We start from the raw sequence: 17,251 nt of genomic DNA on the forward strand, positions 1-17,251 counted from the left end.
TCAAACATTATGCTTGTAGTAACATAACTACAATTTATAAGGAGCGAAAAATGACTATTATCATCACATCAAGAGAATTTAACCAAGGTTCAAGCTCTGCATTAAAAGTGGCAGAAACTGAACCTGTTTATATCACCAAACGAGGCAAAATCACCAATGTGATTTTAAGCTATGCCCATTACCAGCAAATCATACCGTCTGAAAAAACCTTTGCCGACTATTTTTCAGCCCCTCACTCCGCTGCCGAGGTCGAGCTTGACGCAGACCTTCCTCAACGAAACGAGATGAATAGGCAACTCAGAGATGAGGACGTTGAATAATGTATTTATTGGATACCAATATTTTATCCGAATTACGCAAATTCCATAACAATACGATCGATGAGAATGTCCGAAAGTGGTTTGAACAAATTATGCCTAGTCAAACCTATATCAGTGTCATTAGTTTGATGGAAATTCAAATGGGAATATCGTTGAAAAAACGTAAAGATGTGCTTCAGGCAGCACATTTACAGCAATGGTTTAACGATATGCTTTTACCTCTTTATCAAACTCGTACATTACCAATCAACGCAGAGATTGCTCTTTCCTGTGCTGAACTACATATCCCTAATCGCCGGTCGCTCAACGATACCCTCATCGCTACCACCGCAATCCAGCACAAGCTCACCTTGGTAACACGTAATACGAAAGATTTTCAGGGGTTGAAATTAAGATTGCTCAACCCCTTTGAACCTCATTAGTGTGCGATTAGGGATAGCACCATATCTATTCCTTTTCTCTATTCATCGTTCATCGAGCCAATTTAGTTGGCTAATGCATCAATCTGCTTCACCAAATCCTCGCCGTGTTTTTCGATGAAGGCTTTACGCACGTCGGCTTCAATTACGGCTTTAAACGGCGTGGTGTCGATATTTTCGATCACTTCAACGCCGGCGTTCTGCAATTTTGCGATGATCGCTTTTTCATTGTCGAGGTTGAGTTGGCGTTGGTACTGCCCTGCCTCTTTAGCCGCCTCCACAATTGCCTGTTGCAAGTTTGGCGATAAGTTGTCAAATTTGGCTTTATTCATTACCACAATCAGCGGGGTATAGCCGTGATTGGTGAGGGAGAGGTATTTTTGCACTTCATAGAGTTTTGCCGACCACACAATGCCGATCGGGTGTTCTTGTGCATCAACCGCACGGGTTTCAAGGGCGGTGTAAAGTTCGGAAAGCGGCATCGGCACAGGGTTTGCGCCGAGCAAGCTAAAGGCTTGAATATACATCGGATTTTGGTTAGTCCGCACTTTCAGCCCTTTAATATCCGCAGGGGAATTGATCGGGTGTTTGGAGTTGGTGAAGGAACGGAAACCGACATCCCAAAACGCCAGCCCTTTTAAGCCTTGCGCCTCAAGCTGTGCCAGCAGCCCCTGCCCGATTTCACCGTCCAATACCGCATAGGCGTGCGTGCGATTTTTGAAGATAAACGGAATATCAATCACGTTGAGCTGCGGCACTAAACCGGAAAAATTCGGCGAGCCGGACATTTCCAAATCAATCGTACCGCCCCGCACAGCACCGATCATCGTTTGTGCATTGCCTAAAGTGCTGTCGGGAAACAGGCTGAGTTTCATTTCGCCTTTGGTTTTGGCATTCAGCAGCTCGTTAAATTTTTTGGCGGCACTGTGTTGAGTATCGCTACGAGGGGCTTCATAGCCAAAACGTAAGGTCGTTTGCGCATTGGCAGCGGCAACAACGGCAAAGCCTGCCACAAGGGTTGCAAGAGTTTTGAGGGAAAATTTCATTGTGTGCTCCTTTCAGGTCTGTACAAGCGGTCGGATAAGTTGCAATATTTGCAAATTCGACGACGGCTTAGGGTTGTAGCCACGCCAGTGGCGTTAAGATCAGTTGCGGAAAAAAGACAAACGCAAGCAGTAAAACAATCATCATCAACATATAGGGCAAAATGCCTTTGGCAGCTTGGTCGAACGGCAATTTTGAGACGCCCGTGATCACATTCAGCACATTGCCGACAGGCGGTGTAATTAAGCCGATTGAGGTGTTGAGAATAAACAGCACGCCGAAATAGACCGGATCAATGCCCGCTTCTTCCACCAGCGGCATCAGCACTGGTGTGAGAATGAGGACGGTCGGGGTGAGATCCATCACCATTCCAATCACAAAGACCGCCAGCATTATCACAATCAACAGCAACGTCGGCGACTCAATCAACGGCTCAAGCAGCTCCGTCATCATCTGCGGTAGCTCCGCCACCGTAATCAGCCAGCCGGTAACTTGAGCGGCGGCGACTAAAAACATCACTACCGCCGTGGTTTTCGCCGCATTTAAAATCACCCCGTAAAGCTGCGACCATTTCAGCTCTTTATAGATAAAAATCGACACGATTAACGCATAAAATGCGGCAACCGCACCCGCTTCGGTCGGGGTGAACATACCGGAGCGAAAACCGCCTATAATGATGACGGGCAGCAGCAACGCCCAAATACTCTGTTTAAAAGAGAGGCATAATTCTTTTTTGGTCGCTTTGGAAAAGGTCATTAAATTCAGCCGTTTTGCCTGCCACCACCAAAGCATCGCCAAGCAACAGCCCATCAAAATACCGGGGAAAATGCCGGCTAAAAACAGCTTGGTAATCGACACGCCGCTCGCTACCCCAAACACAATAAATGGGATACTCGGCGGAATAATCGGGGCGATAATGCCCGCTGTGCCGATTAGACCGGCGGATTTGTCCAACGGGTAGCCGGTGGTTTTCATCATTGGCAGTAACATTGCCGCTACGGCAGCAGTATCAGCTACCGCCGAACCGGACAGGCTCGCCATAATCATTGCCGCTAAAATCGCAACAAATCCCAGCCCGCCCCGTTTATGCCCAACCAGTTTCATCGGCAAATCAATAATGCGTTTCGACAAGCCGCCCTCGTTCATTATCTCGCCGGCAAGAATAAAAAACGGGATCGCCATTAGGGAAAAACTGTCTGCGCCACTCACTAGCTGCTGGGCAAGGATTTGAGCATCAAACACCTCTAAATGCAGCATCAGGGCAATGCCACAAATCAACAACGCAAACGCCACCGGCACGCCGAGTAAAATTGCGCCCAATAAGGCGGTAAGAAAAATCACCACGGTCATTTGTCAATTTCTCCTTTCATCAGCCCGCTTGCTGTCCCGATCCAGCGTATGCCGAGCAAGATGCCGATCGCTGTTCCCGCGACAACGCCGGCAAGGAAAGTGATCCCCGTTGGAATATTGGAAATCGGTGCGAGGTTATGCCAATTAAGCTGAAAATGCACCCAGCCGCCTGCGATAATCAAATAGCAGCAATAGAGCATTACGCCGTCTGTCAGCAGCGAAAGCCAACGGCGTTGAACGGGCGAGAGCTTGGCAGTCAGTACGGTTACGCTGACGTGCTGATTATCACGAAAAGCCAAAATCGCCGCTAAAAAGGTCAGCCATACGAACAGATAACGGGACACTTCTTCGGTAACGCTGATGCTACTGTTAAACCCGTAACGTAGCACCACGTTCAGAAAGACCAGTATCGACATCGTGGCTAGAATCAGGACGACTAGCGTTTCCAGCCCACGAGTCGCAATATGTGCAAGTTTATTCATACAAGCCTCAAATCAAGAAAAACACGCGGTCGGTTAGCGGCAATTATTTGCAAAAATCGCTTACCCCTCTACAACGCTTTCAATTTCGCCCAAACACGCTCATCAACCGGAATGCCGTTCGCTTGGTTTTCCGCCCAAATCGTGTTGAACTCGTGTCCCGGCAACCGCACGGCGATATTCGGATCGGCACGTTCGGCGGTTTTCACATAATCGATAATTTTCTGTAATTTCTCCGCTTTGGTTGCACCGTCAATTAAGCGATCAACCTCAATCGCAATAAAGATTTGCGATACGCAATATTCATCGTCCTTTTCTTCGGTAACTTCCGCCACCGATAACCCGTTAGAAAGCAAAGTGGCGATCATATCCAGCACAATCGACAAGCCCGAACCTTTCCAAAAGCCCATCGGCATTAGACGGCGGTTTTTCTCGACTACCGCAGGATCTTTAGTCGGTTTGCCGCCATCATCAAATCCGGCATCAACTGCCGTTTGGAGACCGGCAAGACGATTGACCTCTAACATTCCGTAGGAATACATTGAGCAGGACATATCCACCATTGTGATCGGGTTGCTCGGCACAGCGATAATCAACGGGTTCGTCCCAATACGACACTCTTTCGCCCCCCAAGGCGGCATTACGGCAATCGAGTTCGTCCAACAAATGCCGATGTAGCCCTTTTCTGCCGCTTGCCAGCCGTAGCCGCCGCCCCGCATCCAGTGGTTCGCATTTTTCAACGCCACCACACCAATGCCAAACTGATCGGCAATCGCCATTGCTCTGTCCATCATTTTTTTAGCAGTGAGATTGCCAATTCCTTGATGTGCGTCCCACTGTTCAATCGCCCCAAGGGAAAGCACTTTAGTCGGCTCGGCATCGGGGTGAATATCGCCTTTCTCTAACTGTTGAATAAAACGGGGAAAGCGGTTTACTCCGTGGGAATAGACGCCGGATTGAGTGGTGTCGGCAAACATTGTGGCACAGGCTTCCGCAATCGGTTCTGCGACATTGCGGGCTAACAGCACCCGTTTAAATTCCGCTTTTAATTCTGAATAAGACACTCGCATAACAGCCTCGCAGGGTTAATTCCAAATAATAAAACTCTATTTCATAAATTATAATTTGTATGATTTAAAGTCAATAAAAGTTAAAAAATAAAAACCGTTTATAATCAATATCTTATTTATTAACATTCAATTCTGTGAGCCAGATCTCAAAATTTTCGTAAATTGATTTCATTATATGAAATGATTTTGATTAAAATACACGAAAATTTAATGCTTGGAGAAAAAATGAAAACGGAAAAAAGTGCGGGTAATCAAAGTCTGATACGGGGATTGCGATTATTAGATCTACTCAGTAATTTTCCGAACGGCTGCCCCTTGGCAAAATTGGCGGAAATGTCGCAACTTAACAAAAGTACCACTCACCGTTTACTGCAAGGGCTGCAAAGTGAAGGCTTTATACAGCCGGCAATTTCAAACGGTAGCTATCGGCTGACGACAAAATGCTTGAGCCTCGGGCAGAAGACATTATCGTCGCTTAATATCATCAATATGGCTTCGCCTTATCTGGAAAAACTGAATTTAGCTTTGGGTGAAACGGTCAATTTTTCAAAGCGGGAGGGCGATTACGGCATTATGATTTACAAGCTCGAACCCACCACCGGAATGATGCGGACTCGTGCCTATATCGGACAACATCTCGCCCTGTATTGCTCGGCAATGGGTAAGCTCTATTTGGCGTATGAACCGGACGACAGCTATTTAGCACACTATTGGCACAGCCACCAAACGCTGATTCAACCATTAACCCATAATACGATTACCTCACAACAGGCAATGGTGCTGGAATTGGCAGAAATTCGTCAGACAGGATTTGCAATGGATCGGGAAGAAAACGAACTCGGCGTCGGCTGCATCGCCTGCCCGATATTCAGCCTAAACGGTAATGTAGAATACGCCGTTTCCGTTTCGTCCTCCATTCACCGCCTAAAACAGCTCGGCATTCAGAATGTATTAGCCGAAATGCGTTTCGCGGCGGAGGGAATTTCTAAGGAATTGGGTTGGAATAAGGGTTAAATAAAAAACAGATCATAAAAGAGAGTGGGCTAAACACTCTCTTTTCTCATATTAGCAAAAATAACGCCCAAATTAACCGCTTGATCTACGGGTTAATAAAGGCTTCACAATATTGATAATCACCGCGCTCAATAATATCAATGCAAAGCCTAACGCTTGGGTCAATAAAGGATATTCATCAAAAAATAACATCATAATAACCAATGTAATCAAGGGTGAAAATAACGTGGCATAACTCGCAAATTCAGCACTTTTTGTTTTTATCAGATAAAACCAAATAAAATAAATCAATGCACTGCCTATTACACTAATATAAAGTAAGCTCATCATTATTTTTAAATCACTCAATACGATTTTAACGGGTAAAATCCACTGTTGCCGCTCTAAAGCGAAAAGTAAAATCACACCTAAACAGAGAGCAGAAAATAAAAATTGCCAAAATAATGTCGCTTTAGATGATAGCGTCGGCTTAACCTTCTGCGCTAAAATCGTGCCAACCGCCCACACTAACGCACTCGATAAAATAATCACCTCCCCCAATGAAATAAATATCTCATTTAAGACAAAGAACACCCCTAACATACATAAAACAGCCGCTAATACCGATAAAAAATCAATCTTGCGTGCCATTAACATTAAAATCACAGAGGTAAAACAAGGCATTGTATAAATCAAAATAGTCGCATTCGTTACCGATGTATAATATAAAGCGAGGTTATTCAATGTAGGGACGAGGAGGATATTAGGCAGCGCTACCACCATCATTTTAAACATATTCTGCTTATCCATTATCGCCATACTCGCGCTTACCTCTTTGTAAAAAAGCACAAATAATATGCTACAAGATAGCACTAATGTGATAAAACGAAACGGCATAGGACCAATAGCATCAATGGCTAACTTGGAAAACGGGAAAGACGATCCCCATATCAATGCCATTATCGCTGTTAAAGAAAGACTTTTTAGCATTATGTACCCCGACTGTTACGATTTTATGAGCCAATATTGCTTATCTACATTGATTTTTCATTAAAAGCAAATTTTTTGAATAATAAAAAAGACGCCCGAAGGCGTCCTATCGTATTCACGTCATTTGCAAAAAAGTACGGAAATTTAACCGCTTGTTTAAATTTAGAGGTTTATTTTTTCTTTGCGTTAAAGACACCGATTACTGCTTTTTCAGAATGAGAATTTGGATCGGTAAGATAGCGACCTGTCACTTCAGCCGCATTTGGCCCAAAGAACCCCCCCGTTAGGTTTATTCCATTACTGTGTTTTCCTTCAAAATAGTTACCCTTAATATTTGCACCAATTTCTACTTCTGCAAAACCTTTTTGAGGTGATGAAATTTTTCCTGTAATTGATTTGTCATCAAAGTTTGCCACGAGGCTAATATCACCTCTTTCAAAATTAATACCATTTGGTACACTAGTACCATGAAAAGCGACCCCATGATAATTTATAATACCAGACACGGGCATATCTTTAGTTGGACTTCTACCTTGCGCTACAACAAAAACTTCTGGACTTTTTTCATTAACATAACCAGAAACTGTATAAAGATATTTTTGGGCTAATCTTGTCATATTACTCGACTTTATCTCGATGCTTGATCCCATTCCCTCAGGCAGTACCGGAATAAACTCACCACTCTCTAGCCTAACAAAATTAAAAGTTGCTTCAGACTTGTCATTCCAAGCATCTATAATTTTAATGTGTTCGTCTTTAGAATGGAACTCTGATGATGACATAGGATAGTTCTTTTCATAAATATTACCTATCTTCTTATCAATAGAACCATATTTTGGCTGACTATCATTTACGACTGGAGGAGTTACCTCTGATGGCTTAGCATTATTTTCTGCTACCGGAGGAGTTAGTTCTGGTGGTGTAGAATTATTAACAGATTCTGGTTTTGATGATGAACTAGAACTACCGCTTCCGCAAGCGGTTATAACCAAACTGGTTAACATAGTGATGCTAATTGATAAAAGTTTTTTCATAGTTTCTCCAAAGATCACACAGCAAATAAGCTGTGATTAGTCTAAACTTTTTAATATTAAACCGCAATATATTTAACCCCCTATAAAAATAGGGAGTAAAGTAAATTTATACCAAATTTATTAGTTTTACCAATATTTCTCAATCTCGGCACGGATAGCTTCCGCTGTTTGCTTGCCTTTTTCACTGACTAACGCACGCCCTGCGATAAAGGCTTTGGCGTTTTTGATCTCTTTAAAGAGGTGAATTTCTTCCGGTACGATACCGCCGGTAATGGACAGTTCTAAACCTAATGCAGAAAGTTGTTTCATCAATTCCACATCTTCGCTTGTCCAGCCTTTGCCAGCTAATTCGGCATCACGGGAGCGGTGGTAAATCGCTTGTTTTACTCCTAATTCCACCCACTCTTTTGCGTCTTTTTCAACGCTCCAGTTACCGTAAATTTCGATCTGAATTTCTTTTTTTACTTTTAATTCAGGGTGAGCGGCGTTAAATTCGTCCGCCACTTTTTTGCAAGCCGCTTTAGTTGCAGGATGAGCTGCGGCAGAGACGGTGAGCCAATCTGCGCCCGCTTCAAACGCCATTTTAGCCAGAATTGCACCGCCGTCCGTGGTTTTTAAATCGCAAACTAAAATATGGTTGGGGTGTAATGCTCTAAGAGTGGACACCGCTTTCATTCCTTCCGCACAAGCCAGGATTGTGCCGCACTCAATAATATCGACCACCGATTCCGCCTGTTTGGCATCGGCAACCGCTTTTTCAAGGGTTAAAGAATCAAGGGCAATTTGGAGTAAAGGTTTAGACATAGTATGTTCCTTTTGATTGGGTGTTGAATGTCCCCTTTTTCATCAAGGGGAAATTGGTTTTGAGTCAATTCAACACGGATATAACGTCGTTATAAGGATTCAAGCATTGAGCAATGTTTCCATTGTTCAATCCCCTCTCATTTCAAAGAGGGGAGAGGCGATTAATTCAATGCCGCATCAATCACCGCATACACCTCTTCGGCGGTGGTGCAACGGCGGATTTTGTCGAGATCGACACCCGTATCGCTATCCGGATCGTCAAGCACTTGGGTGATTTCCATTAGCCCTTGCATATGTTGATCGGAATCGCTGCCAGCGAGGGTGAGCATCACATAAATCGGGTCGTCCTCGCCCTCAAAATAGACCGGCTCTTTGAACGTAACCAGTGCAAACGAGGTGCGTACTACCCCTTCTTCCGGACGGGCGTGCGGCATTGCCAGCCCCGGCGCAAGAATGATGTAAGGCCCCATTTCCTCGATTTTACTGACGATATTGTGGTAATACTCCGGTTTAATCGTGCCGGCTTTTTCCAGCAAATCCGTGCCGAGTTTAATCGCCGCTTTCCAATCCGCCGCCTGCTGATTTAACAAAATTGAATTGTTTTCGATAAGTGATTGTTTTAAGTTCATACCTTTTTCCTTATAAAAAGGCGGTCGATTTTGTTAAAAAATCCGTTCAACCGACCGCTTGTTAGATTATGATTTTGCTTGGAATTGATCAATCAAGGCAACCAGCTCGTCCCCAAAGGAGTTCGGGTTCAACATATTTTGTACCCCCAGTACATATTTGCCTTCGCCGACTTGGATTTCGTCCGCCAAGTGCCGTGAGGAGACGATAATATCCACGCTGTCCAATTTACCTTTGTAATCGGTAACGGCACAAGAGTCCATCACATTCGGAATACCCCGTTTATCAAGATAGCCTTTGATCTTCATTTTCATCATCATTGATGAACCTTGACCCGAACCGCACACCGCTAGAATACGGATTGGTTTCACCTCGCCTGTCGTTGATGATGCTTCGCTCTGTGCTGTTGCACCACAGCAAGCGGTCGCTTTCGGCTCATTTTTTGCAACCGGTTCAGGCTCGCTTTCGACACCGTAGCCGTCCATTTGCTCAAGGGTTTTACCCGCCGCCGCGGCTGCTGCTTCATCGGCACGCAATTTGCGGGAGGCAAACGCCATATACACTACAGCTAAAGCTAAAATCACAAAGAAGAAGAACGGAATGCTCACAATCCCTTGTAAGACAGGCGGGAAGAATAACGCCCAGTCCGCCATTCCCATCCAACCGTTAAAGGTCGTACCTTGGCTGGAGAGCAACTGAATCACCCACGCCGATCCTAACACTTCGATAATCCCCATCACAAAGCAGATTTTCATTACCGCTTTCCAACCGCCGAAGTGGTTCGCAAAGACCCCGATAGTCGCATTAGAGAAGAACATTGGGATAAAGCCCGGAATAATCAGCACTGGCGCGCCGCCAAACAAGAGAACGCCGACCGCTACAAACTGCCCGATTGCCCCCCACATAAAGCCGAACACCATTGCATTTGGTGAGAAGGCGTAAATCGCTGCACAGTCAATCGCTAATACCGCATTTGGAATCACCCGTTCGGAAATGCCTTTAAAGGCTTCGGATAATTCTGCCACGAACATCCGCACCCCGATCACGATCACCTGAATTGCCACCGCAAATTTCAAGCCGGTTTCAAAAATGTAGATCGCCCAATGGGTTTTTCCCGCCATTGTTTGCAAATTCTCCAGCCCGAACGAGAGCAAGATAATGCCGAAGAAGACGGTCATCACCAACACGGTTGCCGAAATACTGTCGTGGAAAATATGTAACCACTTCGGTAATTTCATATGATCGACACTATCTTCTTTATTTCCTAATTTCGGCGCAAGTTTTACCGCAATCCAAGAGGCGATTTGTTGCTGATGCCCGATGGAAAAGCCCGCCCCGCCGGTAACCGATTGGGTCGGTTTATACATAATGTTAGAGGAGATCCCCCAATAGAGCGCCATAATCACGGCGGTATAAATGATGGTTTCCATCATTGATGCACCGATGATCATATAGAAAACCGCTACCAAACCGGCTTGTTGGAACATAATATGCCCTGTCAGCATAATGGTACGGATACCGGTAAAGCGTCTAAAAACAACCAACAGAATATTTAACGCTAATGCCAACAATACCGCATAGCCGACCCAAGCGTAATTATCCCCCATTGTCTGAATGGTCGCTTGCATACTGGTGTAAGGGTCGATGACCGCACCGGTTAAACCGTGGTATTCGGACAATTTTTCGATGATCGGCTTAAAGCCTTTCACCAATTCGCCCGCTCCGACGCTAACCAACATAAAGCCGACAATCGTTTTGATTGTGCCTTTAATGACCGTCGTCGCATCTTTTTTTAATAGAATGTAGCCGATACAGGCGACAATCCCCAATAACAATGGCGCTTTATTTAGCACCTGATCTCTAAAACCGATAAACAGTTCTAATAACATTTCCATAACAGAACCTCTGCTAATTGTACTTAAATGATAGATGATCGGTATCCACCACCCACCTAATAGTGCGCCCCATACCGCCTAGAGCGACTTTCCGCATAATGATAGCAATTATTGATGAACAAAAAAGATTATTTTTGATTATTTGTGAGCAACTTCACAAAATAAAGTTATCACCCTACAATTATGTTAAAATTTTGTTGATTTTGTGTATGTGTTGTGAAAAACTGCGTTTAAACCTATTAAAGTTCAAATTCTCCACAACATATTCACCCTATTTTAGAGAAGCACCTCATTATGATTATCACAGAATATAATTAAAAAATAAATTTATATAACAAAAACAAATATATTTAAGCACACACATTTTGCTGATTGCGTTAATCTCTTAATAAAATAGGAAGATAAAATGCTAAAAATAAACAAAAATAACGGCTATTTATTTTTATCCCTACTATTAGGCAGTTTTAGTGATGAAGCCGCCCAAATGATATTTGCGCTAAACCTCAGTAATGCGGAACAAATTTATATCACTTCTTTATTACTTATTTTGGGTATGGTAGGCGGCATTATTGCGAATACGCTCTTTAGTCAAATATCTCAAAAGCTCGGCATAAAAAAGATTATTTTTATCTGTTTAATGCTTGAGTCTTTATTAATTGTTTTATCCTCGTTTATTTATTCCCAAATACTCTATCTCTTCATTGCTTTTTCACTAGGGTTACTTGGCGGAATGTTATGGTCTGCCGTATTGATAATGGTTCCATTGATTACACAAAATGAAGAAGAACTCAATACCGTTAATAAATATACTCATCTTATTCGAAATATGGGATTTATGATCGGCCCGATAATTGGGGGATTTATATCATCATTTTCCGATCACCAAATCGCCTTGTTTTTAGTCGGGCTTTCGACATTTTTAGCTTCGTTGGTGATGGTAAAGGTCTCTTTACACTCATCGGTTCAACAGCAACCAAATATCTCGAAAAAAGCCATAAATGGATTTCATTCCATTTATTATTTATTGTTAGAGAGAAAGATTAGATGTGTGCTTTTACCTCTTATATTCACGATTATTTCGATTTCAACACTTTCCGTGCTTATTATTGTGTATATGATTGACATAATTAAGCTAGACGCTGAAAAATATGGTTTATATTCCGCACTGTTTAGCTTATCGTTAGCCGTCTCACCGCTTATCTTAACAAAACCTATATCAAAGTTGGGAGAAGCCTGCGGAGCTTGTATTTCAGCGACATTTATCGGTGTAGGGTTGTGTATGTTAAGCATAACGGAAAATTATATTCTACTGTTATGCTGGGGAATATTTACCGCTGCGTTTAACGGAACGCAAAATACCATTATGTCCGCCTTTATGCTAAAAAATATTGCAATAGAGCATCGAGAAAACTATATGCCTGCCTATGGGTTGATTTTACAAATATCTGTTTTCATAGGCTTCCTGCTCTCGATGTTTGTTTCCTCTCAGCAGATACATACAACCTTTATTTTACTTGGTACACTGACTGTTACTGCCGGACTGTTAGGGGCTTATGTGAACTATCAACCCGCTACCCAAAATTGATCGATCCACTCTGTTTTTAAAACAGGATACTCAAACCTATAGAAAATTAGAGTTAGATCACAAAATCAAAAAAAATCATTTTACAAACACAAATGATTAGATATGATTACTTTTGATTATTTTATTCAAATTCGCTAACCCTAAATCAAGGAGTTCATAATGAGCAAAATTCAAGAAATTACCCGTGAAAGCTGGATTTTATCGACCTTTCCAGAGTGGGGAACTTGGTTAAACGAAGAAATTGAAAACGAAGTCGTGCCTGAAGGCAACTTTGCAATGTGGTGGCTCGGTTGTGTAGGCGTATGGATCAAAACCCCAGCAGGTGCCAACATTTGTATGGATTTGTGGTGTGGTCGTGGTAAAAGCACAAAAAAAGTAAAAGATATGGTGCGTGGACACCAAATGGCAAATATGGCAGGTGTGCGTAAATTACAACCAAACCTGCGTGCGCAGCCAATGGTGCTTGATCCGTTTGCGATCAACGAAGTGGACTTTATTTTAGCTTCCCACTATCACAGCGATCACATTGACGTGAACGTAGCCGCTGCCATCGTCAATAACCCGAAACTTGACCACGTTAAATTTGTCGGCCCGTGGCACTGTGCGGAATTATGGAAAAAATGGGGTGTGCCGGAAGAACGTATCATTATTGTGAAACCGGGCGACGTGGTGAAATTAAAAGATGTCGAAATTCACGCACTAGACTCTTTCGACCGCACCTGCTTAGTCACCTTGCCGGTGGAAGGTGCAGAAGCACAAGGCGGCGAGTTAGCCGGTCTTTGCCCGTCTGATGAAGAAATGGGGCGTAAAGCGGTCAATTACGTGTTCAAAACACCGGGCGGCACGATTTACCACGGCGCAGATTCCCACTACTCCATTCAATTTGCCAAACACGGCAAACAATTTGATATTGACGTGGCATTGAACAACTACGGCGAAAACCCGGTCGGTATTGCCGATAAAATGACCTCTATCGATCTACTCCGAATGGCAGAATGTTTGCGCGCCAAAGTGATTATCCCGGTGCACCACGATATTTGGACAAACTTTATGGCAAGCACACAAGAAATCATCGAATTGTGGCGGATGCGTAAAGATCGCTTGCAATATCAGTTCCATCCGTTTATTTGGGAAGTAGGCGGCAAATACGTTTACCCACGAGACAAAGATTTAATTGAATACCACCACCCGCGTGGCTTTGATGATTGCTTCGAGCAAGAACCGAATATTCAATTCAAATCAATGTTATAGCAAAAAAAGCCACTTTCACCCTTGAAGGTGGCTTCAACTTTGTTCATTATTATTAAAAACGGATCAGATAGGACAAGGATAAATAATGAACGAAAATTATCGTCATCGACAATTATTGAACGCACTGGAAGAACATAAACAACTTTCCACTAACCAAATCATCGCCCTACTCAATGTGTCGCCGGCAACGGCTCGGCGAGACATCAAGAAGCTGGACGAACAGGGCAGGTTAAAAAAAGTACGTAACGGGGCGGAATCGCTGAATAAGCCGGACGAAAAACTGCCCCGCAACATCAATAATCTCGATGAAAAACGGCGTATCGCTCAAGCAGCGCGGCAACTTTGCCAAGACGGCGACAGCGTGATTTTAACCTGTGGTTCGACAATGCGAATGCTCGGCGGCTTTTTGTGCGGCAGAAAATTGCAAATTATTACCAACTTCTTACCGCTTGCAAACGATTTAATCGAAAACTATCACGAAGATTTGGTGATTATGGGCGGGCAATACAACCGTAATAAAGCGATTACGTTATCGCTCAACCAAAATGAAAGCCCCTACGCCGCCAATATTATGTTTACCAGCGGCAAAGGTTTTACAACGGAGGGGCTATACAAAACAGATATGATCATCGCCAATTCCGAGCAACGCCTGTCCGCGAAAGCCAGCAAATATGTGGTGCTACTCGACAGTACCAAACTCGGTCAGCAGGTCGGAATGTTGTTCACGAAACTGGCGGATATTGATCTGCTGATTACCGGCAAAGAGGCAGATCCCGTCCTCATTCAAGCCCTGAAGGCCAAAGGCTTGGCAGTAATACTTGCCTGACAAGCGGTCGGTTGAGGGCGAAGATTTGCAAAAACGGGACACTACGGTGTCCGACAACACAGTTGGCGTACCCAATACGCCCACCATTAAACAGATTAGGAGTGTCCTGTGAGAAAACATAAACTCGGCATCTACGAAAAAGCCCTCCCAAAACAGATTAGCTGGCAAGATCGCCTCTCGATTGCCAAAGCCTGCGGCTTTGATTTTGTCGAAATTTCTATTGATGAAACGGACGAGCGCCTCGCCCGTTTAGACTGGAGCAAAAAAGAACGCTTGGCATTAGTGAAAGCGATCGTCAATACCGGCGTTACCATTCCGTCAATGTGCCTGTCCGGTCATCGTCGCTTCCCGTTCGGCAGCCGTGATGAAGCTACCCGCCGAAAAGCCTACGACATTATGGAAAAAGCGATTCAGTTTGCAGTGGATACCGGCATTCGCACCATTCAACTGGCAGGCTACGATGTCTATTACGAAGAGCAAGACGAAGGCACGATTGAACGTTTTCAACAGGGCTTGGAATGGGCAGTCGAACGCGCAGCAAGCCACCAAGTTACCCTTGCCGTTGAAATTATGGATACCCAATTTATGAGCTCAATCTCCCGTTGGAAAAAGTGGGACGAGATCATCAAATCGCCGTGGTTTACCGTCTATCCCGATCTCGGCAACCTCTCGGCGTGGAATGATAACGTTGCTGAAGAGTTAAAACTAGGCATTGATAAAATTTCCGCCATTCACTTAAAAGACACTTATAAAGTAACCGAGAGCTGTGCAGGACAATTCCGTGATGTGCCGTTCGGTGAGGGTTGCGTGGATTTCGTCCACTGCTTCAAAACCTTAGCCGAGCTTAACTACCGCGGGGCTTTTTTAATTGAAATGTGGACGGAAAAAGCCGACGAGCCGATTGCAGAAATTATTCAGGCACGCCGTTGGATTGAACAAAAAATGCAAGAAGGAGGTTTCCAATGCTAAAAGAGCTAAGAGAAAGAGTGCTAAAAGCCAATCTTGAGTTACCCAAATATAAATTGGTTACATTCACGTGGGGCAATGTGAGCGAGATTGACCGTGAAAGCGGTTTAGTGGCAATTAAGCCGTCCGGTGTGGATTACGATGTAATGACCGCCGACGATATTGTGATTGTCGATCTCAACGGCAATCGGGTTTGGGGCGACAAAAAGCCTTCATCAGACACCCCTACCCATTTGGAACTCTACCGCCAATTCAGCGACATCGGCGGCGTGGTGCATACCCATTCCCGCCACGCAACCGCTTGGGCGCAAGCCGGCGAAGACATTCTCGCCCTCGGCACAACCCAAGGCGATTATTTCTACGGTTCAGTGCCTTGCACCCGCCGAATGACCCCCGATGAAATCGCCGGTGAATACGAGCTTGAAACCGGCAAAGTGATTGTCGAAACCTTCCGCAAACGCCATATCGAACCGAAAACCGTGCCGGGTGTGTTAGTTCACTCCCACGGGCCTTTCACTTGGGGCAAAGATGCGTTTGATGCGGTACATAATTCCGTCGTGCTGGAAGAAGTGGCGTATATGAATTTCGTCAGTCACCAAATCCGCCCGAATATCGGCTCAATGCAACAAGAGTTGCTTGACAAACACTACCTGCGCAAACACGGCAAAAATGCGTATTATGGGCAGTAAAGATTAAGGCGGTATTTACCGCCTTTTTATTAAGCACTTCACCATAAATGCCCGCATCATTGTTTTTATCGGCGGAACGAAACAACGATCCAAATAGCAATCGGGGCGTAAAACCACTTACTCCTTCTCTATTACCGCTTCCGTTGTTCCAGTAGCCACATCATCACCTCAGGGCTATTAAAAACAGCATCCCAAGTATTATGCGGATTATGATGAATAATGCCGTTATCCCCTGCCTGCGTTGCGCTAAACTCGGTATATTTCACAAAAGGGGCTTGCAACTGCTCGGCTAAAATTCGGTAATTTATCCGAGAGCCTTTTACCGGTGAAATGCTATCCTCTTTGCTATGAAAAAACCAAATCGGCATATTTCTCAATACCATAAGATTATCCTTATTTGCATTACCGTCTATCCATTCCAGTGAAGATGCTTCTCGCCCACTCATCAGTAATGCACCGGCAAACCAATCCGGTCGTTTTAACAGCAGATTAAGACCACCTTCCGCCCCTCGAGACAATCCAATAATATAAATGCGATTTTTATCAATATTGCCGTGCTCCTGAACTGTTTTCTCAATCATTTTAACTAATAAATCAATCCGATTTGGCGTTTGCCAATGAATACCGCGCCCCTGATCAAAAGAATCGAAAACGGCAGAATATTGGGGAGCAAGTACAAAGCCTTCTTCATATTGCAACGTTGAGATTGCCCCCTTGCTGGATAACAGTTGAGCAAGATTATCTGAACCGACCTGTCCCGAGCCGTGTAGAAATATGGTTAGCGGGTAATTTTTCTGCTTGTCCCTCGGTTTGTTAATGATCATGCAAAAATGCGCCAGGCTGATGCAGTAAGATCATCGAAAAGTGATCCACTGCATCTTTTGATAAACTCCTTGTTATTTAAACAGG

17 protein-coding genes and 1 pseudogene are annotated in these 17,251 nt (G+C 44.1%); 8 read left to right on the forward strand and 10 right to left on the reverse strand.

What is annotated here, in order from left to right:
• Positions 1-50: 50 nt before the first annotated feature.
• Together RO21_RS05480 and RO21_RS05485 are read left to right on the forward strand one after the other, a co-directional pair.
• The gene (locus RO21_RS05480; RefSeq protein WP_047976789.1) at positions 51-320 is read left to right on the forward strand and encodes a type II toxin-antitoxin system prevent-host-death family antitoxin; all 270 of its coding nucleotides are present in this window, start codon (positions 51-53) and stop codon (positions 318-320) included.
• Positions 320-742: a type II toxin-antitoxin system VapC family toxin gene (locus RO21_RS05485; RefSeq protein ID WP_047976790.1), complete on the forward strand. Its 423-nt coding sequence runs from the start codon at positions 320-322 to the stop codon at positions 740-742. The genes RO21_RS05480 and RO21_RS05485 overlap by 1 nt, the downstream gene beginning before the upstream one ends.
• A 62-nt stretch (positions 743-804) precedes the next feature.
• On the opposite strand, the gene RO21_RS05490 is transcribed toward RO21_RS05485, so the two are convergent.
• The 4 genes from RO21_RS05490 to yiaK all read right to left on the reverse strand — a co-directional run bounded on the left by RO21_RS05490 (position 805) and on the right by yiaK (position 4,682).
• On the reverse strand, positions 805-1,785 hold the full coding sequence (locus tag RO21_RS05490) for a TRAP transporter substrate-binding protein (protein ID WP_047976791.1): 981 nt from the start codon (positions 1,783-1,785) through the stop codon (positions 805-807).
• 67 nt (positions 1,786-1,852) lie between these two features.
• Positions 1,853-3,133, reverse strand: coding sequence for a TRAP transporter large permease subunit (locus tag RO21_RS05495; protein ID WP_047976792.1), 1,281 nt, complete (start codon positions 3,131-3,133; stop codon positions 1,853-1,855).
• On the reverse strand, positions 3,130-3,615 hold the full coding sequence (locus tag RO21_RS05500; protein WP_047976793.1) for a TRAP transporter small permease: 486 nt from the start codon (positions 3,613-3,615) through the stop codon (positions 3,130-3,132). The genes RO21_RS05495 and RO21_RS05500 overlap by 4 nt, the downstream gene beginning before the upstream one ends.
• A gap of 68 nt (positions 3,616-3,683) precedes the next feature.
• Positions 3,684-4,682 (reverse strand): 3-dehydro-L-gulonate 2-dehydrogenase, encoded by a 999-nt coding sequence (gene yiaK / locus RO21_RS05505; protein WP_047976794.1) that lies wholly within the window; start codon positions 4,680-4,682, stop codon positions 3,684-3,686.
• A gap of 225 nt (positions 4,683-4,907) precedes the next feature.
• Between yiaK and RO21_RS05510 the strand changes: the two genes are divergently transcribed.
• Complete coding sequence (locus tag RO21_RS05510; RefSeq protein ID WP_047976795.1) at positions 4,908-5,696, forward strand: IclR family transcriptional regulator; 789 nt, start codon at positions 4,908-4,910, stop codon at positions 5,694-5,696.
• A gap of 72 nt (positions 5,697-5,768) precedes the next feature.
• Here the strand turns inward: RO21_RS05510 and RO21_RS05515 are convergent, their stop codons facing one another.
• The 5 genes from RO21_RS05515 to RO21_RS05535 form a co-directional block, all read right to left on the reverse strand.
• Positions 5,769-6,665: a DMT family transporter gene (locus RO21_RS05515; RefSeq protein ID WP_047976796.1), complete on the reverse strand. Its 897-nt coding sequence runs from the start codon at positions 6,663-6,665 to the stop codon at positions 5,769-5,771.
• 170 nt (positions 6,666-6,835) lie between these two features.
• On the reverse strand, positions 6,836-7,699 hold the full coding sequence (locus tag RO21_RS05520) for a transferrin-binding protein-like solute binding protein (protein WP_047976797.1): 864 nt from the start codon (positions 7,697-7,699) through the stop codon (positions 6,836-6,838).
• A 126-nt stretch (positions 7,700-7,825) separates the two neighbouring features.
• Entirely contained in the window at positions 7,826-8,503 is a 678-nt protein-coding gene (locus RO21_RS05525) for a 3-keto-L-gulonate-6-phosphate decarboxylase UlaD (RefSeq protein ID WP_047976798.1), read from the reverse strand.
• Between the two features lie 161 nt (positions 8,504-8,664).
• Positions 8,665-9,132 (reverse strand): PTS sugar transporter subunit IIA, encoded by a 468-nt coding sequence (locus tag RO21_RS05530; RefSeq protein ID WP_047976799.1) that lies wholly within the window; start codon positions 9,130-9,132, stop codon positions 8,665-8,667.
• A gap of 66 nt (positions 9,133-9,198) precedes the next feature.
• A complete protein-coding gene (locus RO21_RS05535) occupies positions 9,199-11,025 on the reverse strand; it encodes a PTS ascorbate-specific subunit IIBC (protein ID WP_047976800.1) in 1,827 nt (608 codons plus the stop codon).
• Positions 11,026-11,431: 406 nt separating this feature from the next.
• Here RO21_RS05535 and RO21_RS05540 point away from each other — a divergent pair, with 406 nt between their 5' ends.
• From RO21_RS05540 to araD, 5 genes are all read left to right on the forward strand, one after another.
• Positions 11,432-12,610: an MFS transporter gene (locus RO21_RS05540; protein ID WP_047976801.1), complete on the forward strand. Its 1,179-nt coding sequence runs from the start codon at positions 11,432-11,434 to the stop codon at positions 12,608-12,610.
• A 159-nt stretch (positions 12,611-12,769) separates the two neighbouring features.
• Positions 12,770-13,861: an L-ascorbate 6-phosphate lactonase gene (gene ulaG, locus RO21_RS05545; protein ID WP_047976802.1), complete on the forward strand. Its 1,092-nt coding sequence runs from the start codon at positions 12,770-12,772 to the stop codon at positions 13,859-13,861.
• A gap of 85 nt (positions 13,862-13,946) precedes the next feature.
• Positions 13,947-14,687: an HTH-type transcriptional regulator UlaR gene (gene ulaR / locus RO21_RS05550; RefSeq protein WP_047976803.1), complete on the forward strand. Its 741-nt coding sequence runs from the start codon at positions 13,947-13,949 to the stop codon at positions 14,685-14,687.
• Positions 14,688-14,795: 108 nt separating this feature from the next.
• Positions 14,796-15,656, forward strand: a complete 861-nt coding sequence (locus RO21_RS05555; RefSeq protein WP_047976804.1) for an L-ribulose-5-phosphate 3-epimerase — start codon at positions 14,796-14,798, stop codon at positions 15,654-15,656.
• Positions 15,650-16,342 carry an L-ribulose-5-phosphate 4-epimerase gene (gene araD / locus RO21_RS05560; RefSeq protein WP_047976805.1) on the forward strand — a complete coding sequence of 231 codons (693 nt, stop codon included), beginning with the start codon at positions 15,650-15,652 and terminating at the stop codon, positions 16,340-16,342. The genes RO21_RS05555 and araD overlap by 7 nt, the downstream gene beginning before the upstream one ends.
• A 131-nt stretch (positions 16,343-16,473) precedes the next feature.
• Here araD and RO21_RS05565 read toward each other — a convergent pair.
• Positions 16,474-17,145: pseudogene (locus RO21_RS05565) on the reverse strand (carboxylesterase family protein); the annotation flags it as partial.
• Positions 17,146-17,251: the final 106 nt, after the last annotated feature.

This window comes from Muribacter muris, from assembly GCF_001038205.1.
Lineage (GTDB): Bacteria > Pseudomonadota > Gammaproteobacteria > Enterobacterales > Pasteurellaceae > Muribacter > Muribacter muris.

Bases quoted from the DNA above. Each gene is read 5' to 3' on its own strand.
- RO21_RS05525 (WP_047976798.1), bottom strand. From the start codon at position 8,503: ATGTCTAAACCTTTACTCCAAATTGCCCTTGATTCTTTAACCCTTGAA.
- RO21_RS05495 (WP_047976792.1), bottom strand. From the start codon at position 3,133: ATGACCGTGGTGATTTTTCTTACCGCCTTATTGGGCGCAATTTTACTC.
- RO21_RS05520 (WP_047976797.1), bottom strand. From the start codon at position 7,699: ATGAAAAAACTTTTATCAATTAGCATCACTATGTTAACCAGTTTGGTT.
- RO21_RS05530 (WP_047976799.1), bottom strand. From the start codon at position 9,132: ATGAACTTAAAACAATCACTTATCGAAAACAATTCAATTTTGTTAAAT.
- ulaR (WP_047976803.1), top strand. From the start codon at position 13,947: ATGAACGAAAATTATCGTCATCGACAATTATTGAACGCACTGGAAGAA.
- RO21_RS05515 (WP_047976796.1), bottom strand. From the start codon at position 6,665: ATGCTAAAAAGTCTTTCTTTAACAGCGATAATGGCATTGATATGGGGA.
- araD (WP_047976805.1), top strand. From the start codon at position 15,650: ATGCTAAAAGAGCTAAGAGAAAGAGTGCTAAAAGCCAATCTTGAGTTA.
- RO21_RS05480 (WP_047976789.1), top strand. From the start codon at position 51: ATGACTATTATCATCACATCAAGAGAATTTAACCAAGGTTCAAGCTCT.
- RO21_RS05500 (WP_047976793.1), bottom strand. From the start codon at position 3,615: ATGAATAAACTTGCACATATTGCGACTCGTGGGCTGGAAACGCTAGTC.
- RO21_RS05490 (WP_047976791.1), bottom strand. From the start codon at position 1,785: ATGAAATTTTCCCTCAAAACTCTTGCAACCCTTGTGGCAGGCTTTGCC.
- RO21_RS05535 (WP_047976800.1), bottom strand. From the start codon at position 11,025: ATGGAAATGTTATTAGAACTGTTTATCGGTTTTAGAGATCAGGTGCTA.
- RO21_RS05510 (WP_047976795.1), top strand. From the start codon at position 4,908: ATGAAAACGGAAAAAAGTGCGGGTAATCAAAGTCTGATACGGGGATTG.
- ulaG (WP_047976802.1), top strand. From the start codon at position 12,770: ATGAGCAAAATTCAAGAAATTACCCGTGAAAGCTGGATTTTATCGACC.
- RO21_RS05540 (WP_047976801.1), top strand. From the start codon at position 11,432: ATGCTAAAAATAAACAAAAATAACGGCTATTTATTTTTATCCCTACTA.
- RO21_RS05485 (WP_047976790.1), top strand. From the start codon at position 320: ATGTATTTATTGGATACCAATATTTTATCCGAATTACGCAAATTCCAT.
- yiaK (WP_047976794.1), bottom strand. From the start codon at position 4,682: ATGCGAGTGTCTTATTCAGAATTAAAAGCGGAATTTAAACGGGTGCTG.